The organism is Rhodococcus erythropolis R138 (genome assembly GCF_000696675.2).
GTDB classification, from domain to species: domain Bacteria; phylum Actinomycetota; class Actinomycetes; order Mycobacteriales; family Mycobacteriaceae; genus Rhodococcus_F; species Rhodococcus_F erythropolis.
In genome coordinates, this window is record NZ_CP007255.1 from 3,594,559 (window position 1) to 3,614,104 (window position 19,546).

Annotated in this window: 13 protein-coding genes and 3 rRNA genes; all 16 read left to right on the top strand. The window is 60.9% G+C overall.

Annotation, left to right across the window (positions count from 1 at the left end; translation table 11 throughout):
* The first annotated feature begins 80 nt into the window (after positions 1-80).
* The 16 genes from H351_RS16515 (at position 81) to xerD (ending at position 19,423) form a co-directional block, all read left to right on the top strand.
* Positions 81-689 (top strand): DNA-3-methyladenine glycosylase, encoded by a 609-nt coding sequence (locus H351_RS16515; RefSeq protein ID WP_020969717.1) that lies wholly within the window; start codon positions 81-83, stop codon positions 687-689.
* A 19-nt stretch (positions 690-708) separates the two neighbouring features.
* A complete protein-coding gene (gene tyrS / locus H351_RS16520) occupies positions 709-1,986 on the top strand; it encodes a tyrosine--tRNA ligase (protein WP_020907871.1) in 1,278 nt (425 codons plus the stop codon).
* Positions 1,987-2,559: 573 nt separating this feature from the next.
* Positions 2,560-4,077 (top strand): 16S ribosomal RNA (locus H351_RS16525).
* A gap of 347 nt (positions 4,078-4,424) precedes the next feature.
* Positions 4,425-7,559 (top strand): 23S ribosomal RNA (locus tag H351_RS16530).
* A gap of 159 nt (positions 7,560-7,718) precedes the next feature.
* Positions 7,719-7,835: ribosomal RNA gene (gene rrf / locus H351_RS16535) — 5S ribosomal RNA — on the top strand.
* Together the 16S, 23S and 5S rRNA genes form the textbook arrangement of a ribosomal RNA operon.
* A 61-nt stretch (positions 7,836-7,896) precedes the next feature.
* Positions 7,897-8,838, top strand: coding sequence for a tetratricopeptide repeat protein (locus H351_RS31445; protein WP_073513327.1), 942 nt, complete (start codon positions 7,897-7,899; stop codon positions 8,836-8,838).
* A complete protein-coding gene (locus tag H351_RS16550) occupies positions 8,835-9,818 on the top strand; it encodes an HAD-IIA family hydrolase (RefSeq protein WP_029255447.1) in 984 nt (327 codons plus the stop codon). Before H351_RS31445 ends, H351_RS16550 begins: the two co-directional genes overlap by 4 nt.
* Positions 9,819-9,894: 76 nt before the next feature.
* On the top strand, positions 9,895-10,137 hold the full coding sequence (locus tag H351_RS16555) for a hypothetical protein (RefSeq protein WP_019748595.1): 243 nt from the start codon (positions 9,895-9,897) through the stop codon (positions 10,135-10,137).
* A gap of 1 nt (position 10,138) precedes the next feature.
* Entirely contained in the window at positions 10,139-10,996 is an 858-nt protein-coding gene (locus H351_RS16560) for a TlyA family RNA methyltransferase (protein WP_029255446.1), read from the top strand.
* Positions 10,993-11,940 (top strand): NAD kinase, encoded by a 948-nt coding sequence (locus H351_RS16565; protein ID WP_019748593.1) that lies wholly within the window; start codon positions 10,993-10,995, stop codon positions 11,938-11,940. Before H351_RS16560 ends, H351_RS16565 begins: the two co-directional genes overlap by 4 nt.
* A 2-nt stretch (positions 11,941-11,942) precedes the next feature.
* Entirely contained in the window at positions 11,943-13,721 is a 1,779-nt protein-coding gene (gene recN / locus H351_RS16570) for a DNA repair protein RecN (protein ID WP_003946143.1), read from the top strand.
* An 86-nt stretch (positions 13,722-13,807) separates the two neighbouring features.
* On the top strand, positions 13,808-14,992 hold the full coding sequence (gene steA / locus H351_RS16575; protein ID WP_020969713.1) for a putative cytokinetic ring protein SteA: 1,185 nt from the start codon (positions 13,808-13,810) through the stop codon (positions 14,990-14,992).
* Positions 14,989-15,942: a copper transporter gene (locus tag H351_RS16580; protein ID WP_019748590.1), complete on the top strand. Its 954-nt coding sequence runs from the start codon at positions 14,989-14,991 to the stop codon at positions 15,940-15,942. The genes steA and H351_RS16580 overlap by 4 nt, the downstream gene beginning before the upstream one ends.
* A 156-nt stretch (positions 15,943-16,098) precedes the next feature.
* On the top strand, positions 16,099-17,859 hold the full coding sequence (locus tag H351_RS16585; RefSeq protein WP_029255445.1) for a CTP synthase: 1,761 nt from the start codon (positions 16,099-16,101) through the stop codon (positions 17,857-17,859).
* Between the two features lie 6 nt (positions 17,860-17,865).
* Positions 17,866-18,498 (top strand): NUDIX domain-containing protein, encoded by a 633-nt coding sequence (locus tag H351_RS16590; protein WP_019748589.1) that lies wholly within the window; start codon positions 17,866-17,868, stop codon positions 18,496-18,498.
* A gap of 1 nt (position 18,499) precedes the next feature.
* The gene (xerD, locus tag H351_RS16595) at positions 18,500-19,423 is read left to right on the top strand and encodes a site-specific tyrosine recombinase XerD (protein WP_019748588.1); all 924 of its coding nucleotides are present in this window, start codon (positions 18,500-18,502) and stop codon (positions 19,421-19,423) included.
* The last annotated feature ends 123 nt before the right edge of the window (positions 19,424-19,546 follow it).

The window sequence follows — 19,546 nt, forward strand, 5'->3', positions numbered from 1 at the left end:
CCTCATTTCGATAATTCATCACTTGTTGAATTATGCGACTCGGCCGACCGATGAGTCAACGGCGTGGGCACAATCGAAGGGTGAGTATCGAGACCTTGGAAAATGTGAAGAACCCGTTGGAAGCGGGCCTGACAATTCTCGGCTCGACCCTGATCGTCGACGACATCTCGCTGAGGATTGTCGAGGTCGAGGCGTACGGAGGGGAGAAGGACGGGCCCTGGCCAGATCCGGCAGCACATTCGTATCGGGGGCAAACGCCGCGGAACAGCGTGATGTTCGGGCGGGCGGGCCGTCTCTACGTCTACCGCAGCTACGGAATGCACTTTTGTATGAACATCTCGTACGGCCCGGATGGTGTCGCGGGTGGTGTTCTGCTCCGAGCGGCCGAAATCGAGGCCGGTCACGATGTGGTGTCTGCTCGGAGATCGCCGGATCGACCATCTCACCAATGGGCCAGAGGGCCAGGTAATCTCGGCGCTTCCGTTGCAATCACGTTGGCGGACAACGGAACAGACGTGTTCAACCCTGCCTCGCGGGTTCGGCTCGAATTGGGGGAGTCGAAGGAATGGGTCAGTGGACCGCGGGTGGGGGTCAGTACTGCGGCCGAGGTCCCGTGGCGCCTCTGGATTCCGGACTCGCGAGCGGTGTCCGCGTACCGCCGAAGCCCGCGAGCGCCGGTCATTTCGTGAAGATGGGATGATCGAGTCCGTGACTGAGAATATTCTCGACGAACTGACCTGGCGTGGGCTGATCGCCCAATCAACTGATCTCGACGCTTTGCGTAAAGATCTCGAGGCCGGACCGGTCACGTTGTATGCGGGCTTCGACCCGACCGGACCGAGCCTGCACGCAGGTCACCTGGTTCCGCTCCTCGCGCTCAAGCGGTTTCAGCGTGCCGGTAACCGTCCGATCGTTCTTGCCGGCGGCGCAACAGGCCTGATCGGTGATCCCCGTGACGTCGGGGAACGGACGATGAACTCCGCCGATACCGTTGCGGACTGGGCAGGTCGCATCCGTGGTCAGCTCGAACGATTCGTGGATTTCGACGATTCACCGACGAGTGCGGTCATCGAGAACAACATGAACTGGACCGGCAAGATGTCGGCCATCGACTTCCTGCGTGATGTCGGCAAACACTTCTCCGTGAACGTCATGCTTGCGCGTGACACCGTGAAGCGTCGTCTCGAGTCGGACGGGATGTCGTACACCGAGTTCAGCTACATGCTGCTCCAAGCCAACGACTACCTGCACTTGCGACGCGATCTCGGCTGCACTCTGCAGGTCGGTGGGTCCGATCAGTGGGGCAACATCATCGCGGGCGTCGAACTCAACCGTCGTGTCGACGGCGAGAGTGTTCACGCAATGACCGTTCCGCTGGTGACCTCGGCTGATGGGAAGAAGTTCGGAAAGTCGACCGGTGGCGGAAGCTTGTGGCTCGACCCCGAGATGACCAGCCCGTACGCGTGGTACCAGTACTTCGTGAACACCGGCGACGCCGACGTGATCAAGTACCTGCGCTGGTTCACGTTCCTGACCGCAGACGAACTCGCGGAACTCGAGACGGCAACGGCGGAGCGTCCGCATGCGCGCGAAGCGCAGAAGCGATTGGCTGCGGAGATGACGACCTTGGTTCACGGAGAACACAACACTCGCGCCGTCGAGCTCGCCAGCCAGGCGTTGTTCGGCAAGGCGGAATTGGCGGAACTCGACGAGTCGACGCTCGCCGCGGCGCTGAAGGAAGCATCTGTCAGCGAATTGGCGCCGGGGGAGCCGCGCACGATCATCGATCTGCTTGTGACGAGCGGTTTGTGTGAGAGCAAGGGAGCTGCTCGACGCGCAGTGAAGGAAGGCGGCGCTTCGGTGAACAACCAGAAGGTGTCGGCCGACGACTGGGAGCCCGCCGCATCCGATCTGCTTCACGGCAGCTGGTTGGTCGTCCGGCGCGGAAAGCGCAATTTCGCCGGCGTGAAAATACTTTCGAACTGACGTGTGTGGGGTCACAGTTGTCTCGCGGGGCTCCTGTGGCCGTTGGTGGCCCGCCTGCGGGCGGGCTACCAGCGGATTTAACCTGACGAACACCTGCGACCTGCACGTTTGACGCTCAGTTTTCATTCGCGTAACTTTGTCCAAGTCAGAGCGACACGGACACCAACCCCGACCGAGAGGCCGGGGACACGCGGTTGGACGAAGTCGGAGACATTCACGCTCGACGGGAACTTGCTTCCTGGGAGCGAACAAGCTAAGATTGTAACCCTTGCCCCGGAGCTCTCAACCAGTTTGAAGCGATGGTGTGTGCGTGTTCTTTGAGAACTCAACAGTGTGTCGATGAATGTCAGTGCCAAATATTTTTTTGGTACTTCGCATGTCGGATGATGTTCCGGGCCTTCGGGTTTCGGTTCTGATGTTCGGGGTGTGAGTATTTTTCGTCGGTGATTGTTCATTCTTCCGTCTGAATGGTTGCCGACACATTTTTTGCTAGTTGAGTTTTTTTGCTAGTGATTTGACTCTTTTTGTCTATGACTGATTAGCCGGCCTTCGGGTTGGTGATATCTAGAGTCTTCAACGGAGAGTTTGATCCTGGCTCAGGACGAACGCTGGCGGCGTGCTTAACACATGCAAGTCGAGCGGTAAGGCCTTTCGGGGTACACGAGCGGCGAACGGGTGAGTAACACGTGGGTGATCTGCCCTGCACTTCGGGATAAGCCTGGGAAACTGGGTCTAATACCGGATATGACCTCCTATCGCATGGTGGGTGGTGGAAAGATTTATCGGTGCAGGATGGGCCCGCGGCCTATCAGCTTGTTGGTGGGGTAATGGCCTACCAAGGCGACGACGGGTAGCCGACCTGAGAGGGTGACCGGCCACACTGGGACTGAGACACGGCCCAGACTCCTACGGGAGGCAGCAGTGGGGAATATTGCACAATGGGCGAAAGCCTGATGCAGCGACGCCGCGTGAGGGATGACGGCCTTCGGGTTGTAAACCTCTTTCAGCAGGGACGAAGCGCAAGTGACGGTACCTGCAGAAGAAGCACCGGCTAACTACGTGCCAGCAGCCGCGGTAATACGTAGGGTGCAAGCGTTGTCCGGAATTACTGGGCGTAAAGAGTTCGTAGGCGGTTTGTCGCGTCGTTTGTGAAAACCAGCAGCTCAACTGCTGGCTTGCAGGCGATACGGGCAGACTTGAGTACTGCAGGGGAGACTGGAATTCCTGGTGTAGCGGTGAAATGCGCAGATATCAGGAGGAACACCGGTGGCGAAGGCGGGTCTCTGGGCAGTAACTGACGCTGAGGAACGAAAGCGTGGGTAGCGAACAGGATTAGATACCCTGGTAGTCCACGCCGTAAACGGTGGGCGCTAGGTGTGGGTTCCTTCCACGGAATCCGTGCCGTAGCTAACGCATTAAGCGCCCCGCCTGGGGAGTACGGCCGCAAGGCTAAAACTCAAAGGAATTGACGGGGGCCCGCACAAGCGGCGGAGCATGTGGATTAATTCGATGCAACGCGAAGAACCTTACCTGGGTTTGACATATACCGGAAAGCTGCAGAGATGTGGCCCCCCTTGTGGTCGGTATACAGGTGGTGCATGGCTGTCGTCAGCTCGTGTCGTGAGATGTTGGGTTAAGTCCCGCAACGAGCGCAACCCCTATCTTATGTTGCCAGCACGTTATGGTGGGGACTCGTAAGAGACTGCCGGGGTCAACTCGGAGGAAGGTGGGGACGACGTCAAGTCATCATGCCCCTTATGTCCAGGGCTTCACACATGCTACAATGGCCAGTACAGAGGGCTGCGAGACCGTGAGGTGGAGCGAATCCCTTAAAGCTGGTCTCAGTTCGGATCGGGGTCTGCAACTCGACCCCGTGAAGTCGGAGTCGCTAGTAATCGCAGATCAGCAACGCTGCGGTGAATACGTTCCCGGGCCTTGTACACACCGCCCGTCACGTCATGAAAGTCGGTAACACCCGAAGCCGGTGGCTTAACCCCTTGTGGGAGGGAGCCGTCGAAGGTGGGATCGGCGATTGGGACGAAGTCGTAACAAGGTAGCCGTACCGGAAGGTGCGGCTGGATCACCTCCTTTCTAAGGAGCATTCTCCAATCCAATGTTCACACAGGTGGATGGTTGGTTGGCAGAGCCTGTTTCGGATCCACTTGTGGTCCGGCAGGAGCTCATGGGTGGACGCTGACAAACTTCCTCGCATCACGGCAGATCACATGATCTGCCGGCGAGTGCAATATATCGACATACTGTTGGGTCCTGAGAGAACACGCGAGTGTTTCCTCTCTAGGAAGTAACGACAACACTGGAATGTGGGTCATACCGCGAATAGGTAACTGAGGTGACTTGGTTGGTGTTCGGCTGGTGCTCACGGGAGTTCTGGGGTTGTGTGTTGTTTGAGAACTGCACAGTGGACGCGAGCATCTTTGTTGTAAGTAATGAAGAGCGTACGGTGGATGCCTTGGCACCAGGAGCCGATGAAGGACGTAGGAGGCTGCGATAAGCCTCGGGGAGCTGTCAACCGAGCTGTGATCCGAGGATGTCCGAATGGGGAAACCCAGCACGAGTGATGTCGTGTTACCCGCGCCTGAATATATAGGGCGTGTGGAGGGAACGTGGGGAAGTGAAACATCTCAGTACCCACAGGAAGAGAAAACAACCGTGATTCCGTGAGTAGTGGCGAGCGAAAGCGGAAGAGGCTAAACCATGGGTGTGTGATAGCCGGCAGGTGTTGCATTCGTGGGGTTGTGGGGTTCATTTTGTCTGTTCTGCCGAGCAGGCCAACAGTAAGAAATCACAGGGTTAGTGGAAGTGGTCTGGAACGGCCTGTCGTAGAGGGTGAGAATCCCGTACACGAAAACTTTGTGACTGTTGTAATGGAAACCCAAGTAGCACCGGGCCCGTGAAATCTGGTGTGAATCTGTCGGGACCACCCGATAAGCCTGAATACTCCCTGGTGACCGATAGCGGACTAGTACCGTGAGGGAAAGGTGAAAAGTACCCCGGGAGGGGAGTGAAATAGTACCTGAAACCGTGCGCTTACAATCCGTCAGAGCCTTCGAACAGTTTACTGTTGGGGGTGATGGCGTGCCTTTTGAAGAATGAGCCTGCGAGTTAGTGGCATGTCGCGAGGTTAACCCGTGTGGGGTAGCCGTAGCGAAAGCGAGTCCGAATAGGGCGATCGTAGTGGCATGCTCTAGACCCGAAGCGGAGTGATCTACCCATGGCCAGGTTGAAGCGACGGTAAGACGTCGTGGAGGACCGAACCCACTTAGGTTGAAAACTGAGGGGATGAGTTGTGGGTAGGGGTGAAAGGCCAATCAAACTCCGTGATAGCTGGTTCTCCCCGAAATGCATTTAGGTGCAGCGTCGCGTGTTTCTCACCGGAGGTAGAGCTACTGGATGGTCTAGGGGGCCCACAAGCTTACCGAAATCAGCCAAACTCCGAATGCCGGTGAGTGAGAGCGCGGCAGTGAGACTGCGGGCGATAAGGTTCGTAGTCGAGAGGGAAACAGCCCAGATCGCCAGCTAAGGTCCCTAAGCGTGTACTAAGTGGAAAAGGATGTGGGGTCGCGAAGACAACCAGGAGGTTGGCTTAGAAGCAGCCACCCTTGAAAGAGTGCGTAATAGCTCACTGGTCAAGTGATCCTGCGCCGACAATGTAGCGGGGCTCAAGTACACCACCGAAGCTGCGGCATTCACGCAATAGCCCCCAGTTGATCCAAGGATTTTCTGGCAGGTGTGTGGATGGGTAGGGGAGCGTCGTGTGGCCATGGAAGCGGCAGGGTGACCTAGCCGTGGAGGCCACACGAGTGAGAATGCAGGCATGAGTAGCGAAAGACGAGTGAGAAACTCGTCCGCCGAATGACCAAGGGTTCCTGGGCCAGGTTAATCCGCCCAGGGTGAGTCGGGACCTAAGACGAGGCCGACAGGCGTAGCCGATGGACAACGGGTTGATATTCCCGTACCCGTGTGAACGCGCCCATGGTGAATCAGTGATACTAACCATCCTGAAGCCACGAGAAGACCTTCGGGTCTCGAGTTGGTGGATGCATGGGACCTGATCTGGTAGTAGCCAAGCGATGGGGTGACGCAGGAAGGTAGCTGAGCCAGTCAGTGGTAATACTGGTGTAAGCGTGTAGGGCGTGACCTAGGCAAATCCGGGTCACACATAGCCTGAGACGTGATGCGTAGCCGATTGAGGCGAATTCAGTGATCCTATGCTGCCGAGAAAAGCCTCTAGCGAGCTTTCACACGGCCCGTACCCCAAACCGACACAGGTGGTCAGGTAGAGAATACTAAGGCGATCGAGATAACTATGGTTAAGGAACTCGGCAAAATGCCCCCGTAACTTCGGGAGAAGGGGGGCCCTGTTTGGTGACGACATTTACTGTCTGAGCTGGGTGGGGCCGCAGAGACCAGTGAGAAGCGACTGTTTACTAAAAACACAGGTCCGTGCGAAGTCGTAAGACGATGTATACGGACTGACGCCTGCCCGGTGCTGGAAGGTTAAGAGGACCGGTTAGTTCCTTCGGGAGCGAAGCTGAGAATTTAAGCCCCAGTAAACGGCGGTGGTAACTATAACCATCCTAAGGTAGCGAAATTCCTTGTCGGGTAAGTTCCGACCTGCACGAATGGCGTAACGACTTCTCAGCTGTCTCAACCGTAGACTCGGCGAAATTGCATTACGAGTAAAGATGCTCGTTACGCGCGGCAGGACGAAAAGACCCCGGGACCTTCACTACAGCTTGGTATTGGTGTTCGGTTCGGTTTGTGTAGGATAGGTGGGAGACTGTGAAACGGTGACGCCAGTTATCGTGGAGTCGTTGTTGAAATACCACTCTGATCGAATTGGACCTCTAACCTCGGACCATGATCTGGTTCAGGGACAGTGCCTGGTGGGTAGTTTAACTGGGGCGGTTGCCTCCCAAAATGTAACGGAGGCGCCCAAAGGTTCCCTCAGCCTGGTTGGCAATCAGGTGTCGAGTGCAAGTGCACAAGGGAGCTTGACTGTGAGACTGACAGGTCGAGCAGGGACGAAAGTCGGGACTAGTGATCCGGCACCGGCAAGTGGAAGCGGTGTCGCTCAACGGATAAAAGGTACCCCGGGGATAACAGGCTGATCTTCCCCAAGAGTCCATATCGACGGGATGGTTTGGCACCTCGATGTCGGCTCGTCGCATCCTGGGGCTGGAGTAGGTCCCAAGGGTTGGGCTGTTCGCCCATTAAAGCGGCACGCGAGCTGGGTTTAGAACGTCGTGAGACAGTTCGGTCTCTATCCGCCGCGCGCGTTAGAAACTTGAGGAAGGCTGTCCCTAGTACGAGAGGACCGGGACGGACGAACCTCTGGTGTGCCAGTTGTTCCGCCAGGAGCACCGCTGGTTAGCTACGTTCGGAAGGGATAACCGCTGAAAGCATCTAAGCGGGAAGCCTGTTCCAAGATGAGGTTTCTCACCCCCTCGAGGGGGTAAGGCCCCCGGCAGACCACCGGGTTGATAGGCCAGAACTGGAAGTGCAGTAATGCATGCAGGTGACTGGTACTAATAGGCCGAGGACTTACCACAAAGAAGCTACGCGTCCACTGTGCGGTATCTGAAACAACACACAGATACTGATGAGAAACTCTGTTTTCTCCGTCATCCATCCACCCGGTAACGGGTTCGGGTTGGTGCACGGTGAAACCAGGTGATCAGAAGTTGGTTACTGTGACAGTTTCATAGAGTTACGGCGGTCATAGCGAAGGGGAAACGCCCGGTCCCATTCCGAACCCGGAAGCTAAGCCCTTCAGCGCCGATGGTACTGCACTCGACAGGGTGTGGGAGAGTAGGACACCGCCGAACACCCGTTAACCGAAAGGGGACCCAACATATTGGGTCCCCTTTCGTGCGTTGTATGAGAGGAATGACTGTGTCGGAGAATGGCGACGAGCGTCGGTCCTTCCGTGGGGGAGGAGCGCCTCGATCAGGTGGCCCCCGTCGTGACAACGACGGGCGTGGATCACGCGGCGCTGCAGGCGGAGACCGCCGCGGTGGTGCCGGAGACAACAACCGTGGCGGTGCTGGAAACAGTAACCGTGGCGGCGGATTCAACGGCGGACAGCGTCGCGGCGGCGAGGGTGGGTTCACCCCTCGTGGACGCGACGGCGACCGCAACCGTCAGCAAGCACGACCTGACGAACCGGATTTGCCCGACAACGTAGAGCCCACCGAGTTGGATCCGGCCGTTCGTCGGGATCTGCTCAGCCTCGACAAGGACAACGCCAACACAGTTGCGCGTCACCTGGTCATGGCAGGCAAGCTTGTCGACGAAGACCCGGAACTTGCACTGCTCCACGCTCGTGCTGCTCGTCAGCGCGCCGGCCGAATTGCGGTCGTTCGTGAAGCTGCTGGAATCACCGCGTACCACGCCGGTGAATGGGCTGAAGCTCTCTCCGAGCTTCGTGCTGCCCGTCGAATGGCTGGTGGACCGGGTCTGATCGCTGTCATGGCCGACTGCGAACGCGGTTTGGGTCGACCCGAACGCGCCATCGAGCTCGGCCGTAGCGACGAGGCTGCCCTGCTTTCCGGCGACGAGGCTTCGGAGTTGAGGATCGTGGTCGCCGGCGCCCGCATGGATCTCGGTCAGTTCGATCAGGCAGTTGTCACACTGCAGACCAAGGATCTGGACGCAGCGCGTACCGGTGAAGCGGCGGCTCGGCTTTTCTATGCGTACGCTGATGCCCTCGTTGCAGCAGGTCGTGTCGAAGACGGATTGAAGTGGTTCCTCAATGCTGCAGCTGCAGACCTCGAGGGTGACACGGATGCTGAAGAACGGGTGGCCGAGTTGACCGGAGAAGATCAGTGACCGTGCTTCGTACTCAGTACGACGTACTTTTGCTCGATCTCGACGGCACGCTGTACGCCGGAGCTCATGCGATTCCCGGCACCCAGGCTGCGTTGGGTCAGGGTGCGCAGGCTTTGTACTACGTGACCAACAATGCGAGTCGCTCGCCTTCGGCAGTGTCCGCGCATCTGACCGAACTCGGTTTCGATTCCGAAGACGATCGCGTGGTCACCAGTTCTCAGACGGCGGTGCGTCTGTTGGCTGAGCGTCTCGAACCCGGTGCCGCTGTACTCGTCGTCGGTACCGATGCATTGGCCGACGAGGTGACGCGCGTCGGGTTGCTTCCGGTGCGCGAATTCGCGGATTCCCCGGTTGCAGTCGTCCAAGGACATTCGACGGAGACCAACTGGTCGATCCTCGCCGAGGCATGCTTGGCGATCAGGGCCGGGGCGCTGTGGGTGGCTGCAAACCTGGACACCACACTGCCGTCGGAACGAGGTTTGGTGCTCGGCAACGGCTCGATGGTGGCGGCTCTGCGCGCCGCCACGAGGCAGGAACCCTTGGTGGCAGGCAAGCCTGCTGCTCCGCTGATGGAGGATGCGCTTGCACGCAGTGGGTGCTCGCGTCCACTGGTCGTCGGCGATCGCTTGGACACTGATATCGAAGGCGCACATGCTGTTTCGATCGACTCACTGTTGGTAATGACCGGTGTGAGCACGCCGGGCGACGTACTGCGGGCTCCGATTGAGCAGCGCCCCACCTACATTGCAGCAACTCTGGATTCGCTCAATCAGCCGGCTGTCGAATCGCTGGTCGGTGCGGACTCCAAGTGGTCTGTCTCCGTGAACGGGTCGGCGCTGGTTGTCGACGGCCCGGTTGTCGGGGACGAAATGTCACTTCTACGTGCGGTTGCGCCTGTCGCATGGGCTAATCCGTCGTTCCAGACGCTGGAAGCGTCGGATGCCGGCGTGGCGGATCTGTTTGCTTCCTGGCTGGCCTGATTTCTCGCATATGTGTTCGACTCGCGGGGGTGCGGGTGTATGCGCAACGGAGAGTCATGCACTAACGTTGTGCCCGATGAGCACGCCGACACCGCACCCCGGAAACTCGAGCAACGGATCACCGCTGCCCGGGTCACGCCCTACCGTCGATCCGGAACGAATACGTTCTGACGTCGACGGTTTGCTGGCACGCCTCGGCGGCATCGAACACGATCCGAACGATCATCACGGAGCAGGTGTGATTCCGCAGAAGGCACATATTTTGGAACAGGCACACGAGGTGCTCGTCCAGGCACTCGCCTCTGTGGACAGGGCTTGACGTGGCACGTAGAGCACGGGTGGACGCCGAATTGGTCCGTCGCGGTCTGGCACGATCGAGAGATCATGCGCAAGAACTGATCTCCGCGGGCCGAGTTCTCATTTCCGGAGCAGTTGCGACCAAGCCCGCGACGGCGATCGAAGCCGGAACGCCACTTCGGGTCGTCGAGGTGGAGCAGGAAGTTTCGTGGGCGTCGCGCGGTGCTCACAAACTGATCGGTGCCCTTGACGCCTTCGGTACCGAAGGATTGACGGTCGAAGGTCGCCGGTGCCTCGACGCCGGCGCTTCCACCGGCGGGTTCACGGACGTTCTGCTGACACGCGGTGCGAAGGAAGTTGTCGCCGTCGACGTCGGTTACGGCCAATTGGTGTGGCGCCTGCAGTCCGACGACCGAGTGCATGTCATCGACCGAACCAATGTTCGCGCTATCGATGCCGAGACGATCGGCGGAACTGTCGATCTCGTTGTCGCGGACCTGTCGTTCATCTCTCTCAAACTGGTACTCGGGGCGTTTGTCGCCTGTACCGCTGACGGCGCGGACCTGGTTCCGATGGTCAAGCCTCAGTTCGAGGTGGGCAAGGACCGCGTCGGTGCCGGTGGCGTCGTACGAGATCCGGAACTGCGAATCTCCGCTGTGCTCGACGTGTCGGAGGCTGCTGCAAAGGTAGGTCTGCGGACGTTAGGTGTCGTGGCCAGCCCATTGCCCGGTCCGTCGGGAAATGTCGAGTATTTCCTGTGGCTTCGAAAGTCGGGTACATCCGGCGACGAAGAGACGGATACCGACGCCGAGACGAACACCGAGGGAATTCCTACGGTGGAGGACATGATTCGCAAGGCTGTAGAGGAAGGGCCCCAGTGAACGCGGTCACGAACGGCGAGTCGCGCGAGATCCTTCTTGTCGCACACCCTGGTCGACGTGACATCACGGAAACTGCCAAGCGGGTCGGGAAGATCTTCGAGCGCGCGGGAATTGGACTGCGAGTCCTCGTCGACGAAGCAGACAGCTCGCGCATCGAAGCAATGACGGAACCAGAGGGTTTCTCTGCGCCGGGTCTCGACGTCACGGTTGTTCATCCCGGCCCTGATGCTGCCGTTGGATGCGAGTTGGTACTTGTTCTCGGTGGCGACGGCACGTTTCTGCGCGCCGCCGAACTCGCTCAAGAAGCGTCCATTCCTGTACTGGGCATCAACCTCGGACGGATCGGATTTCTGGCAGAGACCGAGGCCGAGCATCTCGACGAGGCTCTCGCACAGGTAGTTCGCAAGGAATATCGCGTCGAGTCCCGTATGACACTCGACGTCGTGATTCGGGTGGACGACGAGATCATCGACCGCGGGTGGGCGCTCAACGAGGCCAGTATCGAGAACCGTTCGCGTCTGGGAGTTCTCGAAGTTGTCCTCGAAGTCGATGGCAGACCGGTGTCCGCGTTCGGTTGCGACGGTGTTCTCGTGTCCACTCCCACAGGCTCGACCGCTTATGCATTTTCCGCAGGCGGCCCCGTCGTGTGGCCCGAACTCGAAGCATTGCTCGTCGTACCCAGCAACGCGCATGCGCTGTTCGCGCGGCCGTTGGTCACCAGCCCGAATTCGATCATCGCGGTGGAGACCGTCGCAGGCAGCCACGACGGCCTGGTCTTCTGCGACGGCCGTCGTACCTTGGAACTGCCTGCCGGCGCTCGCGTCGAGATCGTTCGCGGCGCCACTCCCGTCAAGTGGGTCCGGTTGGACTCTGCGCCTTTCGCTGATCGGATGGTTCGCAAGTTCGAGCTTCCGGTTACCGGATGGCGAGGAAGGAAGCCTTAATCGTGCTCGCAGAGATCCGTATCGACAGTCTTGGTGTGATCTCCGAGGCCAGCGCCCAGTTTCACGAGGGCCTGACCGTCCTGACCGGTGAAACCGGCGCAGGTAAAACGATGGTCGTCACCAGCTTGCACCTCCTCAGCGGAGCGCGAGCGGATGCCGGTCGAGTGCGGTTGGGCGCGTCGCGAGCCGTTGTCGAAGGACGATTCATCGCCGACGACGTCTCACCGGCCACCGAGCGTGAGATCGTCCGAATCCTGGAATCGTCCGGCGCCGAGCGCGACGAGGACGGGACCATCATCGCCGTGCGGACAGTCGGCAGCGATGGGCGGTCTCGGGCTCATCTCGGCGGACGAAGCGTGCCGGCGGGAGTTCTCTCCGAATTCACGGACCCACTTCTGACTGTCCACGGACAGAACGATCAGCTGCGATTGCTTCGTCCCGACCAGCAACGCAACGCGCTGGACCGCTTCGGGGACAAGGCAATCGGAACGCTGCTGACGAGGTACCGCAAACACCGTCGTGAATGGCTCGATGCTCGTTCGGAGTTGATCGAGCGCACGTCGAAGGCTCGTGAACTGGCACAAGAAGCAGATCAGTTGACCTTCGCGCTCAACGAAATCGACGGCGTGGCACCCGAGCCCGGCGAGGACACGGCGATCGTTGCCGAAGTTCGTCGACTCAGTGAACTCGATTCGCTCCGCTCGGCTGCGGAAGAGGCGCACGCTGCGCTCGCCGGTAGTGACGACATGGCAAGCGGCGACGTCGGTGTCATGCCGGCGCTAGACCTGATGTCCGAAGCGAGGGCGCGCATCGAGTCGGTCACCGACGCCGATCTGGATGGCCTCGGTTCCCGGTTGGCCGACGCTATTGCCGTCGTCACCGACGTTGCCGGTGACCTGAACACCTACCTGTCCGGGCTGCCCGCAGACCCGGGTGCTCTGGACTCTTTGTTGTCGCGGCAATCGGAACTGAAGACTCTGACTCGCAAGTACGCCGCCGATGTCGACGGTGTTCTCGAATGGGCAGATACTGCTCGCGCTCGTCTATCCAAACTCGACGTGTCCTCGGATGCGTTGTCACTGTTGGCCAAGCAGGTCGAGGAGACGGCTGGCCTGACCGCGGAAGCCGCTACCAAGCTGAGCGCCGCGCGAGTCAAGGCGGCGGCAAAGCTCGCCAAAGCCGTCAGCGCGGAACTCGCCGGTCTGGCGATGGGACGTGCGGGCCTCGAAGTGACTGTGCGTTCGCAGCCTGCCGGCCCGCAGGACTCGGCGCCGCTCAGTGTCGGGGGAGTAGACCTGCATGCCGGGTCTGCCGGCGTCGACGAGGTGGAATTTCGCCTGTCAGCGCACAGTGGGGCACCGTCACTTCCGATCAGCAAGAGCGCTTCGGGTGGCGAGCTGTCACGCGTCATGCTGGCGCTCGAGGTTGTTCTCGCTGGTAGCGACACCGGTGCGACGATGGTTTTCGACGAGGTGGACGCGGGGGTTGGTGGCCGCGCTGCTGTCGAGATCGGCCGCCGATTGGCGAAACTTGCTCGTACGCATCAGGTTATCGTTGTCACCCACCTTCCGCAGGTTGCTGCGTTTGCCGACACCCACCTCGTGGTGGACAAGGTCGACGACAAAGGCGGAGTGGTGAGCAGTGGCGTGCGGACCTTGTCGGATTCGGATCGGGTGGTCGAATTGGCCCGTATGTTGGCAGGGCTGGACGACACCGAAACCGGTCGTGCGCACGCCGAAGAACTGCTCGAGATCGCGAATGCGGCCCGCGTCACAGATTGAAGGTTCTGTGGTGTTGGTGTGACTGATGTGGTAGTTGTCGGCGCGCCTCCACCGGTCAACGCGGTTTCAGGTTCATCATCGAAGCCATGAAGATGCCCGGATTGCTCTCACGTAACACCGAATCCTTGCCTGGGATCAGTGGCATCGCCAGGGCCGATCGGAACACGGCGAAGCTTCTGCGCCGTGTCGGTCCTGGAGACATCGTGATCCTCGACGAAGTCGACATCGATCGCCGGACCGCCGATGCTCTGGTGAAAGCCGGAGTCATGGCCGTGGTCAACGCGTCGCCGTCGATTTCGGGGCGGTACCCCAACCTCGGACCGGAAGTGATCGTCGCCAACGACATCGTCCTGATCGATGCCGTCGACGGTGATGTCTTCAAGAACATCAAGGACGGAAGCAAGATCCGCCTGCACGAGGGCGAGATCTTCAACGGCGAGAAGAGCCTCGTCAAGGGTGAAGAGCAGACCGAGGCCGAAATCTCCGACCGGATGATCGAGGCCAAGACCGGCCTGGTCGATCACTTGGAAGCGTTCTCGGGTAACACCATCGAGTTCATCCGCACCGAAAGCCCGTTGCTCATCGACGGAATCGGTGTTCCGGACATCGATATCGACTTGAAGGACCGCCATGTCGTGGTCGTCTCCGACGGCCCCGAACGCGAGACCGATCTGAAGAACCTCAAGCCCTTCATCAAGGAGTATTCGCCGATCCTGATCGGTGTCGGCGCAGGTGCGGACGTGTTGAGCAAGGCCGGATACCGCCCCGATCTGATCGTGGGCGACCCGGAGGAAATCACCAGTTCCACGCTCAAGTCCGGCGCGGAAGTTGTTCTGCCTGCAGACCAGGACGGTCATGCGGCGGGACTTTCCCGAATCCAGGATCTCGGTATCGGGGCGATGACGTTCCCGGCGACCTGCTCACCGACCGACCTTGCGCTGCTGCTTGCCGATCACCACGGAGCTTCACTGATCGTGACGGTCGGCAACGTGGTGTCCTTGGACGAGTTCTTCGACCGTGGGCGTCGTGAAAGCAATCCGTCGGCGTTCATGACACGGCTCAAGGTTGGACCGAAACTGGTCGACGCCAAGGCTGTGGCAACGCTGTATCGAAGTCGAGTGTCCGGCGGCGCGATCGCGCTCCTGGTGCTTGCCGCCCTGGTGGCAGTGATCGTCGCCCTGGTCGTGTCCAATGCCGGTAGTGAAGTTCTCGACTGGGCAATCGCAACGTGGAACAGCTTCGCGCTGTGGGTTCAGGGGCTCTTCAAGTGATTTCGATGCGTCAACATGCAATTTCCATAGCGGCAATCTTTCTGGCACTCGCGATCGGCGTGGTGCTCGGTTCCGGAATGCTGTCGAGTGGATTGCTGTCCGGTCTGCGTGACGACAAGGCGGACCTGCAGAACGAGATCGAAGACCTCAATCAACAGTCCAATCAGCTTCAACAGCAACTCAATTCCGCGGACGGCTTCGATGCCGCTGTCGGCGGTCGCGTCGTGCGTGACAGTCTCGCTGGTCGCACCGTCGTCGTCATCACGGCACCGGACGCGGATCCCAGTGATCTCGACGGCGTCAACCGACTCGTCACTGCCGCCGGCGGCGCCGTGACCGGACGCGTCTCGCTCACCGATTCGTTTGTCGACGCCACCGGCGGTGACCGTTTGCGGACCGTCGTCACCAATGTCATCCCTGCGGGGATCACCCTCAAGACCGGTGCGGTCGATCAGGGCAGTCTCGCAGGTGATCTACTCGGGTCGGTCCTGCTTCTCAACGGGCAGAACAGCGAACCGCAGAGCACTCCGGACGAGATGAATCTCGCGCTCGACTCGCTGCGTAGCGCCGGTTTCATCAGCTACGACGACGGAGCGGTCAAGCCGGCTCAGCTCGCCGTGGTTCTCACCGGCGACAACAAGAGTGAATCCGACGCAGCCACGGGTAACCGCGGCGCCGTCATCGCCCGGTTTGCCGGTGCTCTCGACGGACGCGGCGCAGGAACGATTCTCGCGGGCCGGCCTGGCTCGGCCGAGGGCAGTGGTCCGGTTGCCGTTGCACGTGCGGACGCGGCGCTCTCAGCGGGCTTGACGACCATCGACAACATCGACCGGGAATCGGGCAAGATCACGACGCCGTTGGCACTTCAGGAACAGTTGAACGGCGGCGCCGGCCGCTACGGCACGGGACCGGGAGCGGCGGCGGTTACCGTCGGCGCACCCACCAACTGAACACCCCGGTATTGATACGCCGGTCACATCGGGGGCGGAAAGTCGGCGCGTTGTAGGCACCGACCCCCGATAGGTGTTACCGTGAAATCCCGTGGGTCGGCAGGCCCCAGCATGCTTCATCAGACCAAGCCCTGCACAGTCGTCACGGGAGCCCCTTTGCCACAGTCACGCACTAACACGCGTACCGCCACCAAGCACATCTTCGTCAGCGGAGGTGTAGCTTCCTCGCTCGGCAAAGGTTTGACCGCCTCGAGCCTGGGACAGTTGTTGACCGCGCGGGGAATGCGCGTGACCATGCAGAAGCTCGATCCCTATCTCAATGTGGATCCGGGCACCATGAACCCCTTCCAGCACGGCGAGGTCTTCGTCACCGAAGACGGTGCCGAGACCGACCTCGACGTCGGGCACTACGAGCGGTTCCTCGACCGTGACCTGTCCGGTCAGGCGAACGTCACCACCGGCCAGGTGTACTCGACGGTCATCGCCAAGGAACGCCGTGGCGAGTACCTCGGTGACACCGTTCAGGTCATCCCGCACATCACCGACGAGATCAAGCGTCGCATCCTCGAGATGAGCGGCCCGGATCTGCAGGGACACCGCCCGGATGTCGTGATCACCGAAATCGGTGGAACCGTCGGCGACATCGAATCGCAGCCCTTCCTCGAAGCCGCTCGCCAGGTCCGCCACGATGTCGGCCGCGACAACGTCTTCTTCCTGCACGTCTCCCTCGTGCCGTACCTCGGCCCCTCCGGAGAACTCAAGACCAAGCCCACGCAGCACTCGGTTGCGTCGTTGCGCAGCATCGGCATTCAGCCCGACGCGCTGATCCTTCGTTGCGATCGTGACGTTCCGCAGGGCCTCAAGAACAAGATCGCGCTGATGTGCGACGTGGACGTCGACGCCTGCATCTCGACGCCCGACGCTCCCTCGATCTACGACATCCCGAAGGTTCTGCACCGTGAGGGCCTCGACGCCTACGTCGTTCGCCAGCTCGGTCTCCCGTTCCGCGACGTCGACTGGACCGTGTGGGGCAACCTCCTCGATCGTGTTCACCAGCCGCGTGAGACCGTGCGGGTCGCGTTGGTCGGCAAGTACGTCGACCTGCCCGACGCATACCTCTCCGTCACCGAGGCTCTGCGCGCCGGTGGATTCGCGAACCGGTCCAAGGTCGAGATCTCCTGGGTCCCGTCGGACGCCTGTGAGACCGAAGCCGGAGCGCAGGCCGCTCTCGGTGACGTCGACGGTGTTCTGATCCCGGGCGGCTTCGGCATCCGCGGCATCGAGGGCAAGCTCGGCGCGATCCGTTTCGCACGCGCACGCAAGCTGCCGCTGCTGGGTCTGTGTCTGGGTCTGCAGTGCGTCGTCATCGAAGCTGCTCGCAGCGTCGGCCTCGACGATGCCAACTCGGCCGAGTTCGAGCCGGACACCAAGCACCCGGTCATCTCCACGATGGCTGATCAGGAAGACGTCATCGCCGGTGACGCCGACCTCGGTGGCACAATGCGTCTGGGTGCTTACCCGGCCGTGCTGACCAAGGGTTCCGTCGTCGCTCAGGCCTACGGAACCGAGGACGTCTCCGAGCGTCACCGTCACCGCTACGAGGTCAACAACACGTACCGCGACCGGATTGCCAAGTCCGGCTTGCAGTTCAGCGGAACCTCGCCGGACGGTCACCTGGTCGAGTTCGTCGAGTACCCGCGTGAGCAGCATCCGTTCTTCGTTGCCACCCAGGCACACCCGGAGCTCAAGAGCCGCCCGACGCGCCCGCACCCGCTGTTCGCCGCCTTCGTCGAAGCAGCGTTGACGTACAAGCTCGAAGAGCGCCTGCCCGTCGACGTCCACGGTGACGAGAAGATCGACACCGCTGCCACCGAGACGGCGCTCGACGCTGCAGTCGAGAACGTGGAAAAGGTCTAGCCACAGATGAGCGATCCCGGTCGGCACGAATTCGACACCCTCGGCTCCAAGACGGTCTACACCGGCGCGATCATCGCGTTGCGCGTCGACACCGTTGCGATGCCTGGTGGTCAGCGTGCCGATCGGGAAGTCGTCGAACACCACGGCGCCGTTGCTGTCGTGGCACTGGACGAGCACGACAACCTGGTGCTGATTCACCAGTACCGTCACCCGCTCGGGCACCGGTTGTGGGAAATCCCCGCTGGTCTGCTCGACGCTGCGGGGGAGAGCCCGGTCGAGGCGGCAGCGCGCGAGCTGGGCGAAGAAACCGGACTCGGCGCCGATCGATGGTCGGTGCTGGTCGATGTAGCTCTCTCACCCGGGTTCACGGACGAGGCGGTTCGCGTCTTCCTCGCCGAGGGGCTGCACGAGGTGGAGCGCGACGATCCCGAACACGAAGAAGCCGATCTCGAGATTTCGCGAGTTCCGCTCGCCGACGCCGTCGACATGGCTCTGCGCGGCGACATCGTCAATGCCACCGCGGTGTCGGGCATTCTCGCGATCGCTACCGCACGCGCGACGGGAAAGCCGCTGCGCCCGGCTGACGCACCGTGGCCCGATCGTCCTCGCGCATTCGGAGAACGCAAGTCGCGAGCCTGAAGTGCTTGCCCGACAGGTGGACTCGTATCTCGACCATCTAGCGGTCGAGCGAGGATCTGCGCGCAACACTCTGCTTTCGTATCGCCGCGACCTGAATCGGTATGCGGAGTACCTGAACGGGCGCGGCATCGACGACGTCGCGGGCGTGACGGAAAACGACGTCACCGAATTCGTGACTCATCTGCGCCTGGGTGACAAAGATGCCGGCGTCGTACCGTTGGCCGCCAGTTCGGCAGCGAGGACCCTGATCGCGGTCCGCGGATTCCACAAGTTCTCCGCCGCCGAGGGCCTGGTCGGTGTCGATGTGGCTCGAACGGTCAAGCCGCCGACGCCCGGACGCAAGTTGCCCAAGGCTCTGCCGCTCGACGACGTGATCGCCCTACTCGACGCTTCGGGTGGCGGTGCGGCCGGTGACGGGCCCCGCGACCTGAGGGATCGCGCTCTCTTAGAGCTTCTGTACTCGACCGGAGCACGCATCACCGAGGCGATCGATCTGGACGTCGACGACATCGACACCGAAACCCGTTCCGTGCTGCTCAAGGGCAAGGGCGGCAAGCAGCGGATCGTCCCCGTCGGCAGGCCGGCGATCGCCGCCGTCGACGCGTATCTCGTCCGCGGGCGCCCCAGCCTCGCGACGCGTGGTGTTCCTGCCCTCTTTCTCAACGCTCGCGGGGGACGCCTCTCGCGTCAGAGTGCATGGCAGATTCTTCAGGACGCGGCCGCGTCGGCCGGGATCAAGGCGGACGTCTCACCCCATACGCTCAGGCACTCGTTTGCCACACACCTGCTCGACGGCGGCGCGGACGTACGCGTCGTGCAGGAACTTCTCGGTCACGCTTCGGTAACCACGACGCAGATCTACACACTGGTCACCGTCACAGCGCTGCGCGAAGTGTGGGCTCAGGCACACCCACGCGCCCGTTAGGCGTTGGTTGGCTCATGCGTGTCTGCGAGACCATTCGGTGATGTAAGCGGTAGCGTTCAAGGAGCGCGAGCGGCCTCCACCGCAGTTTCGGAGGTTTGCCGGCGCCGAGAGCAACCGCCGAAA

Excerpts from the sequence above, each read along its gene's own strand:
- H351_RS31445 (WP_073513327.1), top strand. The coding sequence starts at position 7,897 with ATGACTGTGTCGGAGAATGGCGACGAGCGTCGGTCCTTCCGTGGGGGA.
- H351_RS16555 (WP_019748595.1), top strand. The coding sequence starts at position 9,895 with ATGAGCACGCCGACACCGCACCCCGGAAACTCGAGCAACGGATCACCG.
- steA (WP_020969713.1), top strand. The coding sequence starts at position 13,808 with ATGAAGATGCCCGGATTGCTCTCACGTAACACCGAATCCTTGCCTGGG.
- H351_RS16590 (WP_019748589.1), top strand. The coding sequence starts at position 17,866 with ATGAGCGATCCCGGTCGGCACGAATTCGACACCCTCGGCTCCAAGACG.